General features: G+C 67.1%; 10 protein-coding genes and 2 pseudogenes. 8 read left to right on the top strand and 4 right to left on the bottom strand.

From position 1 onward, the window contains the following. Positions 1 to 203 precede the first annotated feature (203 nt). Both ACXKR8_RS14715 and ACXKR8_RS14710 read right to left on the bottom strand, forming a co-directional pair. On the bottom strand, positions 204 to 1,892 hold the full coding sequence (locus ACXKR8_RS14715) for a hypothetical protein (protein WP_458273359.1): 1,689 nt from the start codon (positions 1,890 to 1,892) through the stop codon (positions 204 to 206). Between the two features lie 178 nt (positions 1,893 to 2,070). Further along, positions 2,071 to 5,514, bottom strand: coding sequence for a DNRLRE domain-containing protein (locus ACXKR8_RS14710; RefSeq protein ID WP_462100510.1), 3,444 nt, complete (start codon positions 5,512 to 5,514; stop codon positions 2,071 to 2,073). Positions 5,515 to 6,229: 715 nt separating this feature from the next. Between ACXKR8_RS14710 and ACXKR8_RS14705 the strand changes: the two genes are divergently transcribed. From ACXKR8_RS14705 to ACXKR8_RS14680, 6 genes and pseudogenes are all read left to right on the top strand, one after another. Beyond that, a complete protein-coding gene (locus ACXKR8_RS14705) occupies positions 6,230 to 6,697 on the top strand; it encodes a hypothetical protein (RefSeq protein ID WP_462100509.1) in 468 nt (155 codons plus the stop codon). Further along, entirely contained in the window at positions 6,673 to 13,359 is a 6,687-nt protein-coding gene (locus ACXKR8_RS14700; protein WP_462100508.1) for a polymorphic toxin-type HINT domain-containing protein, read from the top strand. The genes ACXKR8_RS14705 and ACXKR8_RS14700 overlap by 25 nt, the downstream gene beginning before the upstream one ends. Continuing rightward, positions 13,359 to 13,775 carry a hypothetical protein gene (locus ACXKR8_RS14695; RefSeq protein WP_458273356.1) on the top strand — a complete coding sequence of 139 codons (417 nt, stop codon included), beginning with the start codon at positions 13,359 to 13,361 and terminating at the stop codon, positions 13,773 to 13,775. Before ACXKR8_RS14700 ends, ACXKR8_RS14695 begins: the two co-directional genes overlap by 1 nt. Before the next feature lie 85 nt (positions 13,776 to 13,860). Further along, positions 13,861 to 14,922, top strand: a pseudogene (locus ACXKR8_RS14690) (IS630 family transposase). A 39-nt stretch (positions 14,923 to 14,961) separates the two neighbouring features. Further along, positions 14,962 to 15,840, top strand: coding sequence for a polymorphic toxin-type HINT domain-containing protein (locus ACXKR8_RS14685; RefSeq protein ID WP_458273355.1), 879 nt, complete (start codon positions 14,962 to 14,964; stop codon positions 15,838 to 15,840). 28 nt (positions 15,841 to 15,868) lie between these two features. Then, positions 15,869 to 16,342 carry a hypothetical protein gene (locus tag ACXKR8_RS14680; RefSeq protein WP_458273354.1) on the top strand — a complete coding sequence of 158 codons (474 nt, stop codon included), beginning with the start codon at positions 15,869 to 15,871 and terminating at the stop codon, positions 16,340 to 16,342. A 120-nt stretch (positions 16,343 to 16,462) separates the two neighbouring features. Here the strand turns inward: ACXKR8_RS14680 and ACXKR8_RS14675 are convergent. Then, positions 16,463 to 16,699, bottom strand: a pseudogene (locus ACXKR8_RS14675) (site-specific integrase); the annotation flags it as partial. Positions 16,700 to 16,865: 166 nt separating this feature from the next. Between ACXKR8_RS14675 and ACXKR8_RS14670 the strand changes: the two are divergent. Continuing rightward, complete coding sequence (locus ACXKR8_RS14670) at positions 16,866 to 17,921, top strand: tyrosine-type recombinase/integrase (protein ID WP_458273353.1); 1,056 nt, start codon at positions 16,866 to 16,868, stop codon at positions 17,919 to 17,921. A gap of 59 nt (positions 17,922 to 17,980) precedes the next feature. After that, entirely contained in the window at positions 17,981 to 18,328 is a 348-nt protein-coding gene (locus ACXKR8_RS14665) for a helix-turn-helix domain-containing protein (RefSeq protein ID WP_458273352.1), read from the top strand. A 572-nt stretch (positions 18,329 to 18,900) separates the two neighbouring features. Here ACXKR8_RS14665 and ACXKR8_RS14660 read toward each other — a convergent pair. Beyond that, a complete protein-coding gene (locus ACXKR8_RS14660) occupies positions 18,901 to 19,266 on the bottom strand; it encodes a hypothetical protein (RefSeq protein ID WP_462100507.1) in 366 nt (121 codons plus the stop codon). Between the last annotated feature and the right edge of the window lie 453 nt (positions 19,267 to 19,719).

The raw sequence follows: 19,719 nt of genomic DNA, 5'->3' as shown, positions 1-19,719 counted from the left end.
TTGGCAGAAGTCGACTTTCCTGCAACGTTCGGCGCGTCGCGTCGAGGGTGCTGGGACCCCATCGCTCCTCGCTCCGCAGGCTGGCTCCGAGCTGCCTGAGAGGCAGAGGCGGCTCACCCTTTGATCGTATCGGGCTTGCTCGGTGCGGCAATGCCGTTGCCCGGGTGGGGTGGTGGGTGGTGACTGCGCGGCCTGCCGTTGTGTTAGTTCAGGTGGATGTAGGTGCCGGTGGTGGTGGCGTCGAGGTGTTTTTGGTCGGGGGTTTGGTAGTAGAGGTACCAGGTGCCGCCGCCGGTGATTTTGGCGGTGGTGGTGAAGTGGCCCTGGCTGTTGGTGTGGGCGGTGGCCATCGTGTAGTAGTGGTTGGTGCCGTGGGGGCGGAAGACGATCTGGACGGTTGCGCCGGTGGTGTTGGTCCAGGGGCCGTAGCCCTGTTGTTGCAGGTGGCCGCTGAAGGTGACGTGCTGGTCGATGTGGGCGTGGGTGGTGGTGGGGCCGCCGGTGAGCTTGGTCTGGTAGCGGAAGGTGTGGATGGTGTTGCTGGTGGCGGCGGCGTAGCCGGTGGTGGCGGGGGAGGTCAGGCGCCAGTAGCCGTGGGGGTTGTTCACGCGCAGGGTGTGGCGGGTGGGGGTGGTGGTGCTGGCGGGGAGGGTGGCGATGGTGGTCCAGCCGGTGTGTCCGTCGGGGGACTGCTGCAGGTAGGTGTGTCCGGTGGGCAGGACGTTGTTCGTGCTGTGCGCGGCCGGGGTGAAGGTCAGGCTGCTGTGGGCGTCCAGGCTCACGCCGGCGAGGGTGAGGGTGGGCTGCTGGTTGACGGAGGTGATGGCGTAGCTGGCCTGGGCGGAGGTCAGGTACTTGCTCGTGCTGCCGTTGTTGACGACGTAGACCGGCCAGCTGGTGGGGGTGGTGGGGATGGTTAGGGGGATGGTGAAGCGGCCGTCGGCGTCGGTCAGGGTCTGGGTGGCGGACCAGGTGCCGTCGCCGCCGAGGAAGACCCAGGCCTGGGGGACGGGGTGCCAGCCGGTGCTGTCCTGGTACTGCACGGTGCCGGTGACGGTGGTGCGGGTGCCGGCGGTCAGGCCGGTGTTGGTGGGGTGGTCCAGGAGCAGGCGGGTGGGTTGGTTGCGTTGGATGGGGACGGTGGTGGTGGGGCCGGTGACGGCATCGGGGACGCAGCCGGGGCAGGGGATGCCCGGCAGGATGGCTTGCACGCTGACCGGTTCGTCGCCGCTGGTGTTGGGCTGGGGCTGGAAGTCGATGCGGTAGCTGCCGTTTGCGGCGATGGCCTGGGTGCCCGCGACGTTGCCGCCGTCCTGGGGGTTGCCGGCGGTGGCCTGGACTGTGATAGGGCCGGTCCAGGGTGTGCCGGTGTCGCCGGATTCGGGGTCGTAGGTGGTCAGGGTGCCGGTGACGGTCTCGGTGGGGGACATGTAGGTCAGCGGGCCGGGGCTGAAGACGGTGTCGTGGAAGACGGGCTGGGGCTTGAATGCCATGGGGAGGCCGCCGATGGAGCCGACGAGCCCGGGGTTGCCGTCCTTGTCGAAGGCCTGTGAGGACAGCCAGTAGTCGCCGTCGGGCAGGTTGAGGGGGGTGGTGGTCTGCCAGCTGCCGTCGGCGGCGGTCTGGGTGATGGTGAAGGTGACAGCTGGCGCTACTCCGCCGGTGGGGTAGGCGCGTTCGACGATCAGGTTCATTTTGGCGGCCGTGCTGGCTGCGGTGCCGCGCAGCACGATGCCGTGATCGGTCTTCAGGTAGCCGAGCTCTTCGACTGAGGGGCCGTCAGCGGTTGGGGTGTCGGTGGCGTGGGCTGCTACGGGCAGGAGCAGGGTGAGGGCGACCAGTGTGCTGGTGGTTCCGGTCGCGGCGGCGAGCAGGGCGGAACGGCGTTTCATCCTCGGGACTCCTGGTGGTCGGGCGGGCATCTCAGTGGTCGTTTGCCTGGTGGTGCTGTGCTGGTTCGGGACCGCGGTCGCGCGGGGGTGCCGTGTCGCCTCCCCTCGTTCTCGGGAGGCGACACGGCACCGGAATGTGTGCAAGGTCCGCGGTGTGTGGGTGGGTCTTTCGTGCTGGTTACTGGCCGTTCCAGTCGCCGGTGATGGGGGTGTCGGTGCTGATGCCCATCGAGGTGGTCTGGACTGTGGTCGACGAGGTGAGCGAGTTGTCCAGGGAGAAGGCGCTGGGTCGCCAGATGCCGATGGTGGTGGTGCCGTCGCCGTTCCAGTCGCCGGTCAGCGGGGTGTCGCCGGAGTCGCCGTAGGCGATGGTGGCGTCGACGGTTGGGTTGCTGAGGGAGTTGGCCGCGACGAATTGTTTGGTGCTGGGGCGGTAGATGCCGACGGTGGTGGTGCCGTCGCCGTTCCAGTCCCCGATGATGGGCTGGTCGCCGGTGGTGCCGAACCAGACGGCGTGGTCGACGGCGGGGCTGGTGTTGGAATCGGAGAGGTAGAAGTGGCGGGTGCTGGGCCGGAATACGCCGATGGTGTCGATGCCATCGCCGTTCCAGTCCCCGACGATCGGGATGTCACCGGAGTTGCCGAAGGCGACGGTGATGTCCTGGGCGGGGTTGGTGCTGGAGTTGGACAGGATGAACTGGCGGGTGCTGGGGCGGTAGATCCCGATGGTGTCGATGCCGTCGCCGTTCCAGTCCCCGGTCAGGGGGATGTCACCGGACTGGCCGAACACCGCGGTGTGGTCGACGGTGGCGTTGTTGTTGGCGGTGGCGAAGACGAACTGCTCGCTGCTGGCCCGGAAGACGCCGATGCTGGTGGTCGGGTGCAGGGGCCGCACTCCGTCCAGGGTCTGGTTGTTGGCGGCCCAGCCGGCGGCGCCGACGGTGATCGGGGTGCCGGTGGTGGTGTTGCCGCTGGTGTCGACGGTGGTGGGGATGTCGATGAGCTGGCCCGTGCGGTTGGTGGCCCACAGGGTGGGGCCGGTGTTGTCGGCGGGGCCGTCGGTGGTGATGGCGGGGTACTGGCTGATGCGGTAGCCGCTGGCGGCGATGGTGGCGCCGCCGGTGGGGGCGGTGGTGTTGCCCTGCCAGGTCTCGATGTTGGGGTACTGGAGCAGGGCGCCGGTGCTGGTGTCTCGTACCCACAGGGCGGGGCTGCCGTTGATCAGGCCTGGCGAGAGGAGTGTGACGTGGGACCAGTAGCTGCCGGTGGCGAGCAGGGTGGCGGTGCGGAAGGTTGAGCCGGTGGCCGTGTACATCCACACGGTCGGCACGCCGTTGTCGTTCTCCAGGGTGACCAGGGCGGGCTTGTTGTTGGTGGCTGCCGTGGCGGGCAGCATGACGGCCTGCTGAACGGAGGACCAGTCGGTGGTGTTGTAGTTGGTGGTGTCACCCGTGGTGCTGGTGGGTCGGGCCTGGGGTAGGCCGAGGGTCCATCCGGTGCCAGGGCTGCAGTTGTTGTTGTCGGTGGCGACCTGGAGGCTGCCGGATTGGATGATCACGAGGTCGTCGCAGGTCTGGCCGGTGAGCGAGCCGCGGTGGGTGATCAGTGCCCCGGCGAAGCTGGTGCTGTTGGGGGCGTGGGATGCGGGGATGAGGGGGCCGCCGGTGGTGGGGCTGTTGGCGAAGGGGTTGCTGTAGTAGTGCAGGTCTCCGTTGGTGGCGACGGTGGTCAGGTCGGGCTTTCCGTCGCCGTCCAGATCGCCGGCGGTGCCGGGGGTGAAGGCGCCCTCGGGGACGTAGTAGTCGAAGTGGGCCGGGGCGGACTGGTTGCCGGCGTTGTCGACGGTGTCGTACCAGATGGTGTGGGTGCCCCAGGAGGTGGCGGGTAGCGTGATGGCGGCGGTGCTGCCGGTGGCGGCCGTCTCGCCGGCGCCGCCGCTGTTGAGCGAGGTGCCGTCGATGTTGTAGTCGATCTCCTTGACCCCGGACGGGTTGGTCCCGGCGTCGGAGGCGGCCAGGGCGAGGGTGCCGGTGGTGCCCGTGCTGGTGGGCGGCGCGGGACTGGTCACGGTGACGGTGGGGGCGGTGAAGTCGGTGCGGAACCAGCAGGAGATGTTGGTGGCGGGGGCGGCGGTGCTGGAGTAGGCGTCGTTGTCGACCTTGGCGTAGACGGACCACTCGTACTGGCTGCCGTCGGGGATGGCGGGCAGGGTGACCTGGGTGGGCTGGGCGGTGGTCTGCGCGGTGACGGTCTGCTGCGGTGCCTCGGTCCACGATGGGTCGGTGGTGGGGGCGAACTGCCGGTACCAGTAGTCGGCGTTCTCGGGGTAGCCGGTGTCGGGGCCGGTCAGGCTGGCGTGCAGGGTGACCGAGTTGCTGTCGTTCTTGTTGATCCACATGCCCGGCGCGGTGGTGTCGCAGGCTTTGGACGCCCCGCTGGCGGCGGCCGAGGTGGACAGGTTGGTGGGCACGTTGGGGACGGACCAGTAGGTCACGGCCAACGCCACGGTCCCGTGCAGGTAGCGGTAGGCAGTGTCGTCGCTCTCGTCGCTCGCCTCCAGGGCCATGGTCTGGGTATGGGAGCCGGCGGAGACGGCGTTCTGGACCAGGGTGGTGACGGTGAAGTTGGCGTTGCCGGTGGTGTTCGTGGTGACGCTGGCGAAGTTGGCGCTGGCGGCCACCGAGGACGAGATGCTCGCGTTGTTCCAGGTGGTGCTGCTGTTGAAGGCGCCGCCGCCGTGCAGGTCGATCTGCCTGGTGCCGGAGTGGGAGGAGGTGGGGCCCTGCTCGGTCACTGAGAGGGTGGCGGCGGTGACGTGCTTGGTGAGCAGGCCGGTCATGTCCAGGGAGAACAGTGAGCGGGTCTTCTGGAAGCCGGTGCAGCCGCTGCTGCCGTCCGAGCACCAGTCGTCGTAGCCGACGTGGCCGTAGGTGTCGTGGGTGTTGTTGGTGCCCTGCCAGTAGCTGGTGTTGGGGGTCTGGGAGGAGATCCAGGCCCAGCCGGGCTCGCCTGGGCTGAGGGGGGGTCGATGACCAGCGGGTAGGTGTTGGTGCTGGCGGTCAGCGCCCCGCTCGGCGGGATCAGGTCCACGCCGGAGGAGCTGACGTTGACGGTCAGGGCGGTGACCGGGTTGCCCGCGTCCTGGGGGGTGGTGTCCTGGGTGGTGTCCGAGGCGCGCTGTGTGCTGAGCGACTTGGCGCCGGTCTTCTGGGCGGAACTGGGGGTTCCGGTGGACCACATGGTGGCGGTGGGGGAGCTGAACGCGACCGCCCCGGTGGCGTCGGTGGCCTGCAGTCCGCCGGCCGCGTTGCGGCTGAGTGTGAGTCCGGTGCTGGTGGCGGTGTTGAGGTGGATGTCCGCCAGGGCCGGGTTCGCCGCCGCAGCAGCGGTTTTGACGATCAACTGCTCGGTGTAGCCGCCGTCCGTGGTGGCGGTCATCTGCAGGTCCACCCCGGGGTAGACCGAGGGGTAGGTGGCGGTGGCCCCCGAGACGGTGGGGGTGGGCAGGGCGGTGGGCCAGGACACCGAGATCTGCTGGTTCTGGCTGTTGGTGAGGGTGGCCAGTGCGGGGCTGCCGCCGGCGCCGAAGGCCACCGCGGACTCGGCGGCCTTCGGCGACCATGTGCCGTCCTTGGCCTGGGCCAAGGTCGCGTCGACCGGCACCCAGCCGTCGCCCCGCTTGACCCGGACGGGGAGCACGCCGGCGGTGTAGGTGAAGGTGCCGTCGGCGTTGGCCACCGTGGTCGAGGTGGTGGTGGTGTCGGCGTCCACCGGCACCGGATTCCCGGTGGCCTGGGCCTGGGCGGAGGCGATCGCCTCCGGGTCGGTGACCACGGGAGGGTTACCGGTGTCCGCGTGCGCGGTGCCGACCGTGAGCGACACGGCCGAGCCGGCAAGGAGTGCCACGGCAACAGCGGCCCCCAGTCCGCCGCGTATACGTCGGCGCATTGTTGGCGGATGGTTGGATCTGATGCCCATGGGGGCCTCCCGTGAAAGCAGTGCCGCGCGGTCCGGCGGGACCGCGCGGCACACCGTAACCTGCGAAAACCTCCAAATAGCAGCTGTGACTTACATCATAAGGTTGACGAAGTGTTCAATTGCCTGGATTTGGACGGCATTGCAATGTTCTGTATGTGACCTGATCGTGGGTCAGGTGATTAGTGCGGGTTCCGCCGCATGCCGCCAGGGCCTAGATTGCGTGATCGCTCACTAGCTCGATCGCACCATCGACCCCGGGGGTCCTGTTGACTGCCATGCGCCGCCGCCGTTCGACATCTCGAACGCGCGCCAGACTCGCACGCCTGTCGGCGCTCACCTCGCTGCTAGCTGTCCTCGCGGTGCTGCTTCCGAACACGGCGGTCGCGGCGCAGTACGCCAAGGGCCAGGTCTGGTCCCCTCCGCAGACGCCGTTGGCGCAGGCCAAGTCCGTCCCGGGCAGCTACGTGTCCAAGGTACGGCCGGCCGCCAAGGCTCCCGCCCAGTCGGCATACAGCACCCCCGCGGTCGACCTTCCCCGAGCTGGACAGAGCGCCACGAGCCTTGCCAGTCCCGGCAAGCAGGCCATGCAGGCCCTCCCTGACGGCAAGGTCGTCTCCGGTGCCGCCGTGCGGGTGGGGACCTCCCCGCTGTGGGTGGCGCCGGCCGCGACCGGGGCAGCCGCACCCAGTGGCGTGCAGGTCCGCTTCGCCGCCCCGGCCACCGCGCGCAAGGGCGGCATCACCAGCGGTGTCCTGTTCGGCCTCGAGCGCGCAGACCACTCCACCGCCGGGGCCGGGTCGCCGTGCAACTGGACCCGAGCCTGCTGACCGGCGAGGGCGGCGGCGACCTCGGCTCGCGCCTTGGCCTGGTTCAGCTCCCGGCCTGTGCGCTGACGACCCCCCAGTTGGCCGCCTGCCAGAAGCAGACCCCCGTCACCGCGGTCCGCGATCCGAAGACCGGCCGCATCGTGGCGGACCTCACCATCCCGGCGACCGGCACAACCCCGGCAACCAGCGCGGGCACTGCGGCAACGACCCCACCTGCGTCCGCTCCCACGACAACGCAGCAGCCGCAGCACCAAAGCGCCGAGGTCACCGCGCCCGCCCCGCAGGTCTCCGCCGACACGATGACGGTCCTGGCGGCGGTCGCAGGTCAGTCTGGTCCCACGGGCACCTTTGCCGCGACCTCGCTCAAGCCCTCCGACCAGTGGTCCGCCGGCGGCTCCACCGGCGACTACAACTACAGCTACCCGATCACCGTTCCGGCCAGCATCGCCGGCGACGCCCCCTCGGTCAGCCTGGACTACTCCTCCTCCAGCGTGGACGGGGAGAACGCCTCCACCAACTCCCAGACCTCCTGGACCGGCGACGGGTGGGCGGGGGTCTCCAACTACATCGAGCGCTCCTACCAGCCCTGCTCCCAGGACGGACTAGCGACCTCCGGCGACACGTGCTGGGCCTACGGCGGCCACGAAGTCGGCGCATCGGGCAGCAACAGCGGCCAGATCGTCTACGACGACACCACCGGACACTGGCACCTGTCCTCCGACTCCGGCGCCACTGTCACCTACCTCACCGGCCTGAACAACGGGTCCTACAACGGCGAGGGCTGGCTGGTCACGCTGCAGAACGGCACCCGCATGTACTACGGCGCGGGCAAGCTGCCCACCGCCGAAGGCGGCACCGGCTCGGACACGGCCACCAACTCGGTGTCCACCGAACCGGTCTACTGCCCCAACAAGCTCGACCCCTGCTACTCCGCCACCACCGGCACCAGCTCCTTCAACGCCACCATGGGCTACCGCTGGAACCTCGACTTCGTCATCGACGCCCACGGCAACACCACGCAGTACACCTACGCGCAGGAGACCAACTACTACGGCCGCTCCAGCGCCCACACCCGCACCGCCTACGACCGCGGCTCCTACCCCACCAGCATCAAGTACGGCTGGCGCGCCGCCGACATCGCCAACCAGGGCGCCAACCCCGCCCCCGCCGCCAAGGTCCTGTTCACCACGGCCACCCGCTGCATGGTCGGCAGTGTCATCAACAAACACACCGTCACCACCGCCGACTGCGCCTCGCTGACCTCCGCCACCGCCCCGTACTGGCCCGACGTCCCCCAGGACCAGGTCTGCGCCTCCACCGGCACCTGCACCAACTACACGATGTCGTACTTCACCGAAGTCCGGCTCACCCAGATCCAGACCCAAGTCAACACCGGCACCACCACCACGACCGCCTACAAGAACGTCGACACCTACGCCCTGGCCCAGTCCCTGCCCGACCCTGAGGACGGCACCTCACCGGCGCTGCGCCTGGACTCGGTCACCCGCACCGGCAACGACGGCACAGCGATCCCTCTGCCGGCGGTCGGGTTCGTGTACGCGTCGATGCCCAACCGGGTGCCCGGCGCCGCGTCGTGGCCCGTGTTCAACCGCTTCCGCATCACCGCGATCAACACCGAGACCGGCGAGTCCCTCAACATCGCCTACTCGGACCCGGACTGCAACCAGTCCGCCGCCAGCCCGGACCTGCCGACCCCCTCGACGGACACCCGGCGCTGCTACCAGGAGTACTGGACCCCGCCGCAATCCACGCAGATCACCGACTGGTTTGAGAAGTACGTGGTCACCGAGGTCCGGCAGATCGACAAGGTCGGCGGCGCCCCGACCAGGTACACCGACTACACCTACAACGGCGGTGCGGCCTGGCACCGCAACGACTCCCCGGCGGTCGCGAACTCCCAGCGCACCTGGGATCAGTTCCGCGGCTACGGCGACGTGCTGACCGAGACCGGACAGGCCCCGGACCCGATCACCGAGACGCAGACCCTGTACCTGCGCGGCATGGACGGCGACTCCACCTCCGCCACCAGCATGACCCCGCGCACGTGGCCGCAGGTCACCAACAGCCTCGGTGACAAGATCACCGACTCCGGCCAGTACACCGGCTTCGTCTACGAGACCAAGACCTACACGAAGAACGCCGGCACCGTTGTCCGTGACACCGTCAACCTGCCCTGGTCGCAGCTGACCGCAACCCACGCCGAGGGCACGCCCGTCGGCACTCCGGCGGAGACCGCGTACTTCGTCGACACCGCCTCCAGCGTCGCCCGCGGCCTGATGTCGGACGGCACCTGGCGCACCGCCAAGACCGTCAGCGTCCACTCACCCACCAGCGGCCTGCTCACCCAGACCGATACCCAGGGCGACACCTCCCTCCTCGGCACGGCCCACTCGCAGGAGACCTGCACCACCTACACCTACGCCGCCCCGCCCACCAGCGGCCAGAACACCGGCCTGGTCAATGTGCCGGCCGAGACCGCCACCGTCGCCGTCACCACCGGCACCGGTGTTGGTACCGGCAGCTGCCCGGCCAAGACCGCGGCGAACACCACCGAGGACACCCGGACCTTCTTCGACGGCAACACGACCTTCGGGGTCATCCCCGCCGCCGGTGTCGGCAACCCGACCGAGGTCGACACCATGGGCGCCTGGTCCGGGACCACGGAGAACTTCACCAAGAAGATGACCGCCCCCGCCGGTAGCAGCGGCTACGACGCCTACGGGCGCCAGCTCTCCAGCACCGACGTACGCGGCATCGTCACCACCACCGCCTATACCCCCACCACCGGGACCCTGCCCACCACGGTGGTGGCCACAGACGTCACCGCCGGGAACTGGGTGACCACCACCACGATGGACCAGCTGCGGCAGCTGCCCACCACGGTCACCGATTTCAACACCAACTCCACCACCACTGCCTACGACGCACTGGGACGCATAACCTCCGTGTGGGCACCGGGCCAGCCCACCACCGCCAACGCCTCCACCGTCTTCGTCTACAGCATCGGCGGACAGAGCGCCCCCTCGTGGACCGAGACCAAGACCCTGCGCGAAGGCAAGACCTACCACACCGACTTTCAGATCCTCAACGGATTCGGCGAGGTACGCCAGGACCAGAGCATGGCTCTGGACAGCGCCAACTCCAACGGAAGCCTGGTTTCGGACCACTTCTACGACTCCCACGGCTGGCAGGTGAAGGCGACCAGCACGCCGTACTACATCACCAACACCCCCTCGCCGACCGTCTACCAGGCCGCTGACGCGAACGTTCCCTCGCAGACCGTCACCGCCTTCGACGGCATGGACCGCCCGACCACCACGTCGTTCTACTCCTACGCCCAACTGCAGTGGTCCGGCAGCACCGCCTATCCAGGGGTGGACCGCTCCGACGTCTCGGTGCCCAGCGGCGGCACCGCCACCTCCACCGTCGTCGACGCCCTCGGCCACACCACCGCCCTGTGGACCTACCACTCCAACACCGCCACCGGGAACCCCGCCGACGCCACCGTCACCTCCTACGGCTACGCCCAGTCCACGACCAGCAGCGGCGGCGAGGCCCAGGTGACCTCGATCACCGACGCCAGCGGGCACGTCCGCACCCAGACCAGCGACGCCCAGGGCCACCAGGTCGCCTCCACCGACCCGGACACCGGCGCCTCCAGCGCCACCTTCGACGCCGCGGGCTCCATGGTGACGTCCACGGACAGCAACAACACCACCCTGACCTACAGCTACGACAACCTCGGCCGGAAGAAGACCCTCTACCAGGGCAGCACGGAACTCGACGCCTGGAGCTACGACACCGCCACCGGAGGCAAGAGCCAGCTCGCCAGCCAGACCTCCTACAGCGGCACCAACGCCTTCACCCAGACCGTCGCCGGATACACCGCCTTCGGCGCCCCGACCGGCCTCAGCACCACGATCCCGGCCAGTGAGGGCACCCTCGCCGCGACCTACACGCAGTCCTACGGCTACACCCCGGTCACCTGGCGCCTGGACCACACCACCTACGGCGCCGACGGCGGCCTACCCGCCGAGACCGTCTACAACAGCTACACCGAGACCGGGCAGCTCACCAACGTCGCCGGCAACGCCGACTACCTCACCCAGATCGTCTCCAACCCGCTGGGCCAGATCACCCGCTACACCCTGGTCGGCATGCCCGACCAGGTCGTCCAGAGCAACTACTACGACACCGCCACCGCCCGCACCACCGAGTCCGTCCTGGACAAGGAGAACGCCGCCGGCCACGTCGACGACACCACCACCCTGTGGAACCCCGCAGGCAAGATCACTGCCCAGCAGGACATCCAGGACAACAGCACCGCCACCGACCTGCAGTGCTATACCTACAACGGTCAGGACCAGCTCGCCACCGCCTGGACCGACAAGAGCGGCATCACCAGCCAGGCCTCCCCCTCAGTGCCCGGCATCGGCACCTGCAACTCCAGCACCCCCAGCGCCAGCACCAACGGCGGCCCGGCCCCGTACTGGGAGACCTACGGCTACGACGCGGACGGCAACCGCACGAAGCTGACCACCCACGACACCACCGGCGCCACCACCAGCACCCAGACCAGCAACTACCCCACCGCCACCGGCCAGACCGGACAGCCCGACACCGCCCAGAGCACCACCACCGCGGACGGCACCGGCGCCACCACCGCGACAGCCACCTACGGCTACAACCTGGACGGTTCCACCAAGACCCGCACCCTGGCCAACGCCAGCGGCACCACCACCAGCAGCCAGGCCTTCACCTACACCCCTGACGGGAATACCAGCACCGTCACCGACGCGACCACCGGCGCGTCAGCCGGCTACATCTACGACGCCGCAGGCAACCTCCTCGAACAGAAGGACACGGTCTCCGGCAGTACCACCACCCTGCTCTACCTGCCCGGCGAGCAGCTCACCATGAACTCCGCCGGCGGTATCACCGCCCTGCGCTACTACTCCACCGGCGGACCCACCGTCATCCGGGACAGCACCGGCAACCTCACCACCGAGGCCACCGGCAGCCAGGGCACCGGCACGGTCACCCTCAACTCCACCCTCACCACCGAGAACCGCCAGGCCTTCACCCCCTACGGCACCGCCCGCGGCACCACCGGCTCCTGGATCGACAACCGCGGCTACCTCAACCAGCCCGTCGACCCCGCCACCAACTACGACCTCCTCGGCGCCCGCACCTACGACCCCGCCACCGGGCGCTTCCTCCAAGCAGACCCGGTCCTGGAAGCCGCAAGCCCCAACCAACTCGGCGGCTACACCTACGCCGCAGACGACCCGATCAACTCCAGCGACCCCAGCGGCCTGTGCCCCCGCGACCAGTGCGACGGACTCAACAGCCCCGAACCACCCGGAACCAACAAACCCAAGGGCGCAAAGTGCAACGCCTACTGCTATGACGGCGGCAGCAACACCCCCAGCAGCGCGGCCGGCACGGATGACAAGATCAAGACGTGGAAGAACAAGCACAGCCCGCAGTTCAAGGACGCGAAACTGGTGGCCCAACTGTGGTACGGGGCCCTGACCCAAATCGACCAGAACATCTATGGCGACTACTGGACCGGAGCGAAGAACGGCTCGCAGGAACTGTGCTACGGCCGAGAGGCCTGCAATCAGGCATACCAATACATCCAGGCCACCGGTGACCTCCAGGGCGCAGAGGACATCGCCGCGTTCTACTGCGTCTGGAACGACTGCGCCACTCACGGGAACTACTCCGAGAAGCAATTCAACGGAGCGAAGGTACTTTCCAACCTTGCGGTGTACACGTTCCTGCTGGCAGCAGGAGGTGACATGGGTGACGGCGGTCACGCAGGCGACACAGGTGACGCAGGCAGTAAGCCCTGCAGCTTCGACCCGAAAACCCCAGTCCTTCTCGCCGACGGCGAGACAAAACCCATTGGCGAACTCAAGGTGGGCGATAAGGTCGAAGCAGCCGACCCCACCACCGGCAAAGACAAGGGCGGACGGACAATCCAGCATGTCTGGATCAACCATGACACCGACCTTCTCGACATCACCATCAGCAACGGAAACAACCACACATCCGTCATCCACACCACGGCCAACCACCCCTTCTGGGACGACACCACCCACAGCTGGGTACGAGCCGACCACCTCACCGCCGGCCACCACCTCGCCAGCACCCACGGCCAACACCCCACCGTCATCACGACCAAGACGACGCCCGGCGCGGCCTACCGCTGGAACCTGACTGTCCAGGACCTCCACACGTACTATGTTGTGGCAGCCAATCAGCCCATCCTCGTGCACAACACCTGCGGTAAGTCCGGCCATGCGGCGGACTGCTACTGCAACTACGAGGGAATGCCAGAGGTACTTGAGCCCGCCGCGCCTGCCGGAAAATCCGTGTCAAGTCGAGATGTTCACGGTGCCCTGCGCGACGCGACGCGAACGGCGGGAGATGAAATCTGGAATGACTCGAGTAGTGGCATGTACATACAGAACGACGGTCAGGTAGTGAAAGCTCTCCCCACGGGAAACGGGTCTTACGATGTAGCAATTAGAGATATGTCGAATTCAAGCGGTGGATATACGACGGTCATCAAGGACTTTACCCAGAAGGAGCTTGATGGTCGACTGGGATCGGGAAGCTGGAGTGCCCCCTAATGTCAGATGATCGCGAACACCCATCGAGGGAAAAATTGGCGGAAGTGTGGCGGAGTGTAATCGACGGCTCTATTGCGCGCGAGAGCGCGCATGCCTGGGCGGCCAAATGGGTTGAAGATATTGAATTCAATCCAAATGATGCCATGATTACTATGGGACTTCAGTATTTGCATGGTTTTGACTTGATGGTGGATGGCCATGGTGGCTCAGGTCATTCATTCTCTGGATTTCAAGGGGATTACGTTAAGCAAGATGGGGAGGTCGAAGCAGATCTAAGGCACTGGTTGCATGAAAGTGCAATGTACGATGAAGACCGCCCTCGGTATCTTGCGCGAAAGGTGGCGCACGCCTTTGAGGTGCTTAAGCGAGAGGGTCTGAGTGGGCGTAATATCGATGCCAAGGATGGGCTTGGTTAGACCATATTGAAGTCGACTACTGAGATTGAAAGCGTGTTGGCCGTAGGGGGCTGACGTTCCTTGATCCCTGCGGTACGACCAGAGCATGAATTACGCGCAGGGTGGTGGGCTGACTCCGAAGGGGCAGGTGGAGCGGGAGCGGATACGACTGGAGGCGGCCGATCGGTTCGCGCGTGGCGAGGCGACGGCGGTGGTCGCGGCGGCGTTGCGGGTGGGTGAGCGGCAGGTGCGCAAGTGGCGGCAGTCCTGGCACGACGGCGGGGTGGACGCGCTTCGCTCGAAGGGGCCGCACTCGGTGGAGCGGTTGACCCCGGCGCAGTGGGAACACCTGGTGCGTGAGCTGGCGCGGGGTCCGCTGGCGTACGGCTAGAGCGGGGACCGGTGCTGGACGCTGGGGCGGATCCGTATCGTGATCGCGCGCAGGTTCCACGTCGGCTACACGGTGCAGGGTGTGTGGCATCTGCTGCGGCGTCACGGCTGGTCGGCTCAGGTGCCGGTGCGCCGGGCGCTGGAGCGTGACGTCGCCGCGGTGGAGGTGTGGAAGGCCGAGGTCTGGCCGCGGTTGAAAGGACCGTCGCGGCCCGTAACGCCTGGATCTGCTTCGTCGACGAGGCGGGCCAGGGCATGAGGCCGCCGAAGGGCCGGACCTGGGCGCGGCGCGGACACACCCGAAGTCCGGGTGTGCGTCGGGGGCCGGGTGACGGTGGCCGGCGCGGTCTGCTTCAAGCCCGGCCAGCGGTCGCGGTTCTTCTTCAAGCTGCACCTCTACAAGGCCCGCAAGGGCCAGGCGAAGAACTTCACCCGGCAGGACTGCCGCGACTTCATCGCCATGACCCACCTGCAGCTCGGCGGCCCGGTGGTGTGGTGCTGGGACAATCTGAACGTTCATCTCGCCGACGGCCTGGCCGAGTTCGCCGTTGAGCACCAGGACTGGCTGGAGGTCTTCCAGTTCCCCTCCTACATGCCGGACCTCAACCCGCAGGAGGGGATCTGGTCGCCGGTCAAGCGCGGGCCGGCGAACTTCGCCGCTGCCAACTCGGACCACCTGGTCCGGGTCATGAAGCGCAAGCTGAAGAAGATTCAGTACCGCCCGCACCTGATCGACGACTCCCTCACCGAGACTGGACTGAACATCGAGCCCCGATGACCGCCCGCAGAGGCCATCACGCTTTCAACCTCAGTGAACATGTTCCTGATGGTCGTAGGAGGTGTAGGCGACTCAGGAGCCTCAGGCGAAGCAGGCGACTCGGGGGCCTCAGGCGATGCAGGCGAGTCCACGCGGGTATGCCCGAACCCGAACAGCTTCGACCCGAGTACCCCAGTACTTCTTGCCGACGGCAAGACAAAACCCATCAGCGAACTCAAGGTGGGCGACAAAGTCGAAGCAGCCGACCCCAGTGCCGGCGGCGACAAGGGCGGCCGGACGATCCAGCATGTCTTGATCAACCATGACAGCGACCTTCTCGACATCACCATCAGCGACGGAAACAACCACACATCCATCATTCACACCACGGCTGGCCATCCCTTCTGGGACAGTACCACTCACTCCTGGGTACGAGCCGACCACCTCACCGCTGGCCACCACCTCGCCAGCACCCACGGTCAACACCCCACAGTTGTCACGACCAAGACGACCCCCGGCACGGCCTACCGCTGGAACCTGACTGTCCAGGACCTCCACACGTACTATGTACTCGCCGGTACGACGCCGATCTTGGTTCACAATACCTCGATTTGTGGGACGTCGGCCGTTGACAATGGGGATTGGCAGCACATTCAGGACCGCCACAGGCCCGGCGGAGAATTGGTTGACGACGAGTCGGGGATTTTCACGGGCAAGGATAAAGTGGTGCGTCAGAGGATTGCCGACGCCATTAATCGAGGAACCCCCAAGGCAAATACGCCGGACCCCGTCACCGGGGCGCCCCGGCCTGGCCAGGTTTACGAATGGGACTTCGGTTCCACTGTTGGAAAGGCTGGCCCAGCAAATGGGGGTGGAGATTTGACCAGCATTCGCGTGGTTGTGAACGACGGGAAAGTCGTGACTGCCTTCCCGTTCTAGCTGAATGAATTTCCCGCGAGGAGAAAACATGATTGACTTTTCCTTCTCCCTTCCGGAGTCGTCCTCACCTTGGCGTAGGACCTGGGATGAGGCTAAGCAGGGCGATCCTACGGGCCTCGCGGAGATCGACCTTCGCTACAAATACTTCGGGGTTAACGTCGAGATGGTCATGAACGACGTGGAGATCATCTCGAAGAGGAGATTTGTGACGCTCGTGGATCTGGCCCTGTCTCTCCGTGGGGTGGTCGAGCGGATCTCCCATGGGGAGGATGCGGCGTTCGGCTTCACGGAGAGCGAGGAGGTCATTAGCCTTCGTCAAGTTGGCGACAGTATCTCGGTGAGCTCATCGAAAAAACCGGGGCAGGCGTCGGTGGCCCGTGGAGAGCTACTGGAGAAGATCTCGGGCTTTCTCCAATCGGCGCGCTCGCAGCTGATTGAAGAGATCCCGGAATTGGATGGGAATCCGGTCATCCGGAGAATCGCATCAGGCTCCGAGTCGTAATTTCCTCCCGCAGTAGATCGCCAATGGCAGAAGCCCCGCTGAAGATCATCAGTGGGGCTTCTGGCTGTCTGACGGCAGTAGTTGACGGCAACGTCAGCGGACAACTGCTGCACATAGGGGTGGTTCGTCGCCGTCGTCGGGGGGTGTGCCCATGCGGACGTTGCGGACGACGTTGCGGGGGAACTCCTCTTCGCGGACTCCGTGCTCCAGGGCGGACTTGAGCACGGAGTGGACGTAGGCCAGGGTCAGCGGCGAGAGTCGCCTGCGGCAGCACGTCCCGATCGCGCAGCACTGGGGCTGGTCGCGGGCGGTGTCGAGGCCGCGTGCGCAGCACTGGCAGGTGGTGCGGAGTTGGTCGAACCCCGGGGAATTGCGTTTGATGCACGATGGCGAGACCGCTGACCTGGTGACCTGCGGGATCACACCACCGTCCTTCCGGTGAGGTAGAGGGGCGTGACTTGGCCCATTGCGGGCGAGCGTTCATCTGATGCATGATTCGCGCACCCGAGGGCTGGGAGGTTGCGTGTCGAGAACGGGTCTGAGCGAGGGGTCCGCCCAGTTGGTGCTGCTGGACGGCGTGGCTCTGCTGCATCCCGAGGACGCCGTCTTCGAGGCGATGTTGGAGGGCTGGGGGCGGCAGCAGCGCGGGGGCCGGCGGCTTCAGCCGGAGACCATCAAGGGTCGGCAGAACCTGGTCCGCCGCTTCGGTGAGTACACCAATGCCTATCCGTGGCAGTGGTCGGCAGCCGACGTCGATGAATGGATGACGTACCAGATCGCGGAGTTGAAGCGGGCGGAGTCGACGATCCGCAGCTTCCAGACGACGCTGCGGCTGTTCTGCGACTACATCACCTCGCCGCACTACCAGTGGCCTGCCGAGTGCGAGGCCCGGTTCGGTACGCACCCAGTGCAGATCTGCCACGAGTGGAACACCGCGGCCCACCTGGTCGACTACGAGGGCGGCCCCGACCGGCGGCCGATGACCCGCAAGGAGATCCAGTTCTTCCTCGACTACGCCGACGACCAGGTGGAGCGGGCGATCCGGCTGGGCCGCAAGGGAGCCCTGGCGGCCTACCGCGACGCCACGGTGTTCAAGACCATCTACGGCTGGGGGCTGCGCTGCACCGAAGCGTCTCGGCTGGAGATCACCGACTTCTACCGCAACCCGAAGGCTCCGGAGCTGGGCCGGTTCGGATCGCTGCACGTGCGGTACGGCAAGCGGACCAAGGGATCGCCGCCACGCCGCCGGATGGTGCTGAGCGTCATGCCGTGGGCGGCGGAGGCAGTCGAGGACTACCTGGCCAACGTCCGTCCCCGGTACGCGGAGGCGGGCGAGCAGCCTGCGTTGTGGCTGACCGAGCGGGGCGGTTGCCTGCAGGCCCGGGAGATCGAGGACCGGTTCGCCACCTACCGTGACGCGCTGGGGCTGGACAAGGAGTTGGTGCCGCACTGCCTGCGGCACAGCCACGTCACGCACCAGATCGAGGACGGCGCCGACCCGGCATTCGTCCAGCGGCAAGTTGGGCATCGCTTCCGTCGACGACTGCGATCTACACCGGGGTCAGCGGTGACTTCATGAACACGATGATGCGCAAGGTCCTGGACCGGGCTCTTGATAACGGACAGTAGGGAGATGACGTGACGGCGAAGCTGGACTACCGCTGGCATCTGCGGGAGGTGATGGCCATCCGAGGCATGTTCTCCACGACCGATCTGCGGCCGCTGCTGGCCGAACGGGGCATCGACCTCTCTCCCAGCCAGACCTACCGCCTGGTGGTCGAGCGGCCCGAGCGCATGAGCCTGAAGACGCTCATGGCCCTGCCCGACATCCTCGGCTGCTCGATGGAAGACCTGATCGAGCCGGTCTCCGCGGCGGGCGGCCGACGACGCAAGACGGCCGCAGCCGGCGGAGAAGATCAGACCGGCGAAGGCACGTCGGGCGTCGGGGAGTTCCGGCCCAAGCGGGCCCGAATCCTGCCCGAATAGAGCGTCGCTGTGAACGAACAGGAGCCGAGGTTCGCCCTCGAACCCGAAAGGTTCATCGTCGAGGTCGTGCACTCCGTGGAGCCGGACCTTGCCGTGGAGGTCACCGAGACGGTCCTGCTCTCGACGGTCAAACGCCGACCACAGCGGCGCGAGCTCGCCCAAGCACTGCACGCGGACCCTGACCTGCTCACCTCCGGCCGTCCCAACGGACCCCGCTCGATTGAGAGGCTGATCCGTGCTCTGCGTGAGCACGGCGCGGTGCACGTTGACCTGCCCCGATGCGCACAGTGCCAACGTCAACGCCCCTTGGAGGCGCTGAGCGACAACGGACGGATCTGCAGTTCCTGCAACGCCCGTCAGTATGCGCTGGCCAACCCGTGCACCGTCTGTGGCCGCCACGAGTTCGCCGGACGCGACCGGCAGGGACGGCCCCGCTGCACCCGGCACCCGGACGGTCCGAAGGACCCTCTGGCCTCGCTCTGCGAGACGCTCGCCTGCCTCCCGGTCGGTCTGCCGCAGCAGAAGATCAAGGAAGCCGTCTGGTCGGTCGAGCGTCGCAGCAACGGCCAACGTCACCTGCTGCACGCTCTGGAGGACGTCCCGAACCTCCTGACCGGCAACGGCGCCCGCGGCCCCCGCAAGACGGCCGACTTGATCCGGGCTTTGCTCGACCGCGGCGCGACGGGGTTGGTGATCCCGGCCTGTCCGTTCTGCCGACGCGCTCGGGAGCTCAGCGCCACTCGCGAGGGCCTGCGATCCTGCGTGACCTGCTCGCGCGCCAGCCGCACCGCGATCTGCGCGCGCTGCCAGCGCCCGCGATTCGTGGACACCAGGACCTTCGACGGCCAACCGCTGTGCGGCAGCTGCCGCCAGGCGGTGCCGTTCAACCGGAAGAAGTGCAGCCGGTGCGGAGCCTGGAAGAAGAACGTGACGACCACCGGCGAGGGCGACCTGTGCGTGCACTGCGCCCAGTGGCCCTTGGCGACCTGCGCAGACTGCGGGTGGCCGGGCCCCTGCAGGAAGATCCGAACCGGGGCCCTGAAATGCGCGACCTGCTACGAGCGGACCAAGCGGCAGGGCATCTGCGCTCGCTGCGGTGTCGAACGGGTCATCAACTACCTGAGCGCGTCTGGCGAATCGCTGTGCAAGTACTGCGGTGAGCCACGCACACCCTGCTCCGCCTGTGGCAAGACATATCGCGTGATGGGCCGACCGGACGGCAAGCCGCTGTGCCAGACCTGCTGGTCCAAGCACCCCGCCGCACGCCGGCCCTGTACCGGCTGCGGCACCGTCGCGAGACTTTTCCACCACGGACTCTGCACCGCATGCGCCGCCCGTCGCAGCCTGCGCGACGTGCTCACCGGCTCCCGGAAGGCCATGCGCCCTGAACT

This window comes from Streptacidiphilus sp. PAMC 29251 (assembly GCF_054208735.2).
This window is presented reverse-complemented; position numbering and strand designations above follow the sequence as displayed.

Coding starts and splice junctions, on each gene's coding strand:
- ACXKR8_RS14715 (WP_458273359.1), bottom strand. CDS start 1,892: ATGAAACGCCGTTCCGCCCTGCTCGCCGCCGCGACCGGAACCACCAGC.
- ACXKR8_RS14695 (WP_458273356.1), top strand. CDS start 13,359: ATGTCAGATGATCGCGAACACCCATCGAGGGAAAAATTGGCGGAAGTG.
- ACXKR8_RS14710 (WP_462100510.1), bottom strand. CDS start 5,514: ATGGTCGCCGAAGGCCGCCGAGTCCGCGGTGGCCTTCGGCGCCGGCGG.
- ACXKR8_RS14680 (WP_458273354.1), top strand. CDS start 15,869: ATGATTGACTTTTCCTTCTCCCTTCCGGAGTCGTCCTCACCTTGGCGT.
- ACXKR8_RS14685 (WP_458273355.1), top strand. CDS start 14,962: ATGTTCCTGATGGTCGTAGGAGGTGTAGGCGACTCAGGAGCCTCAGGC.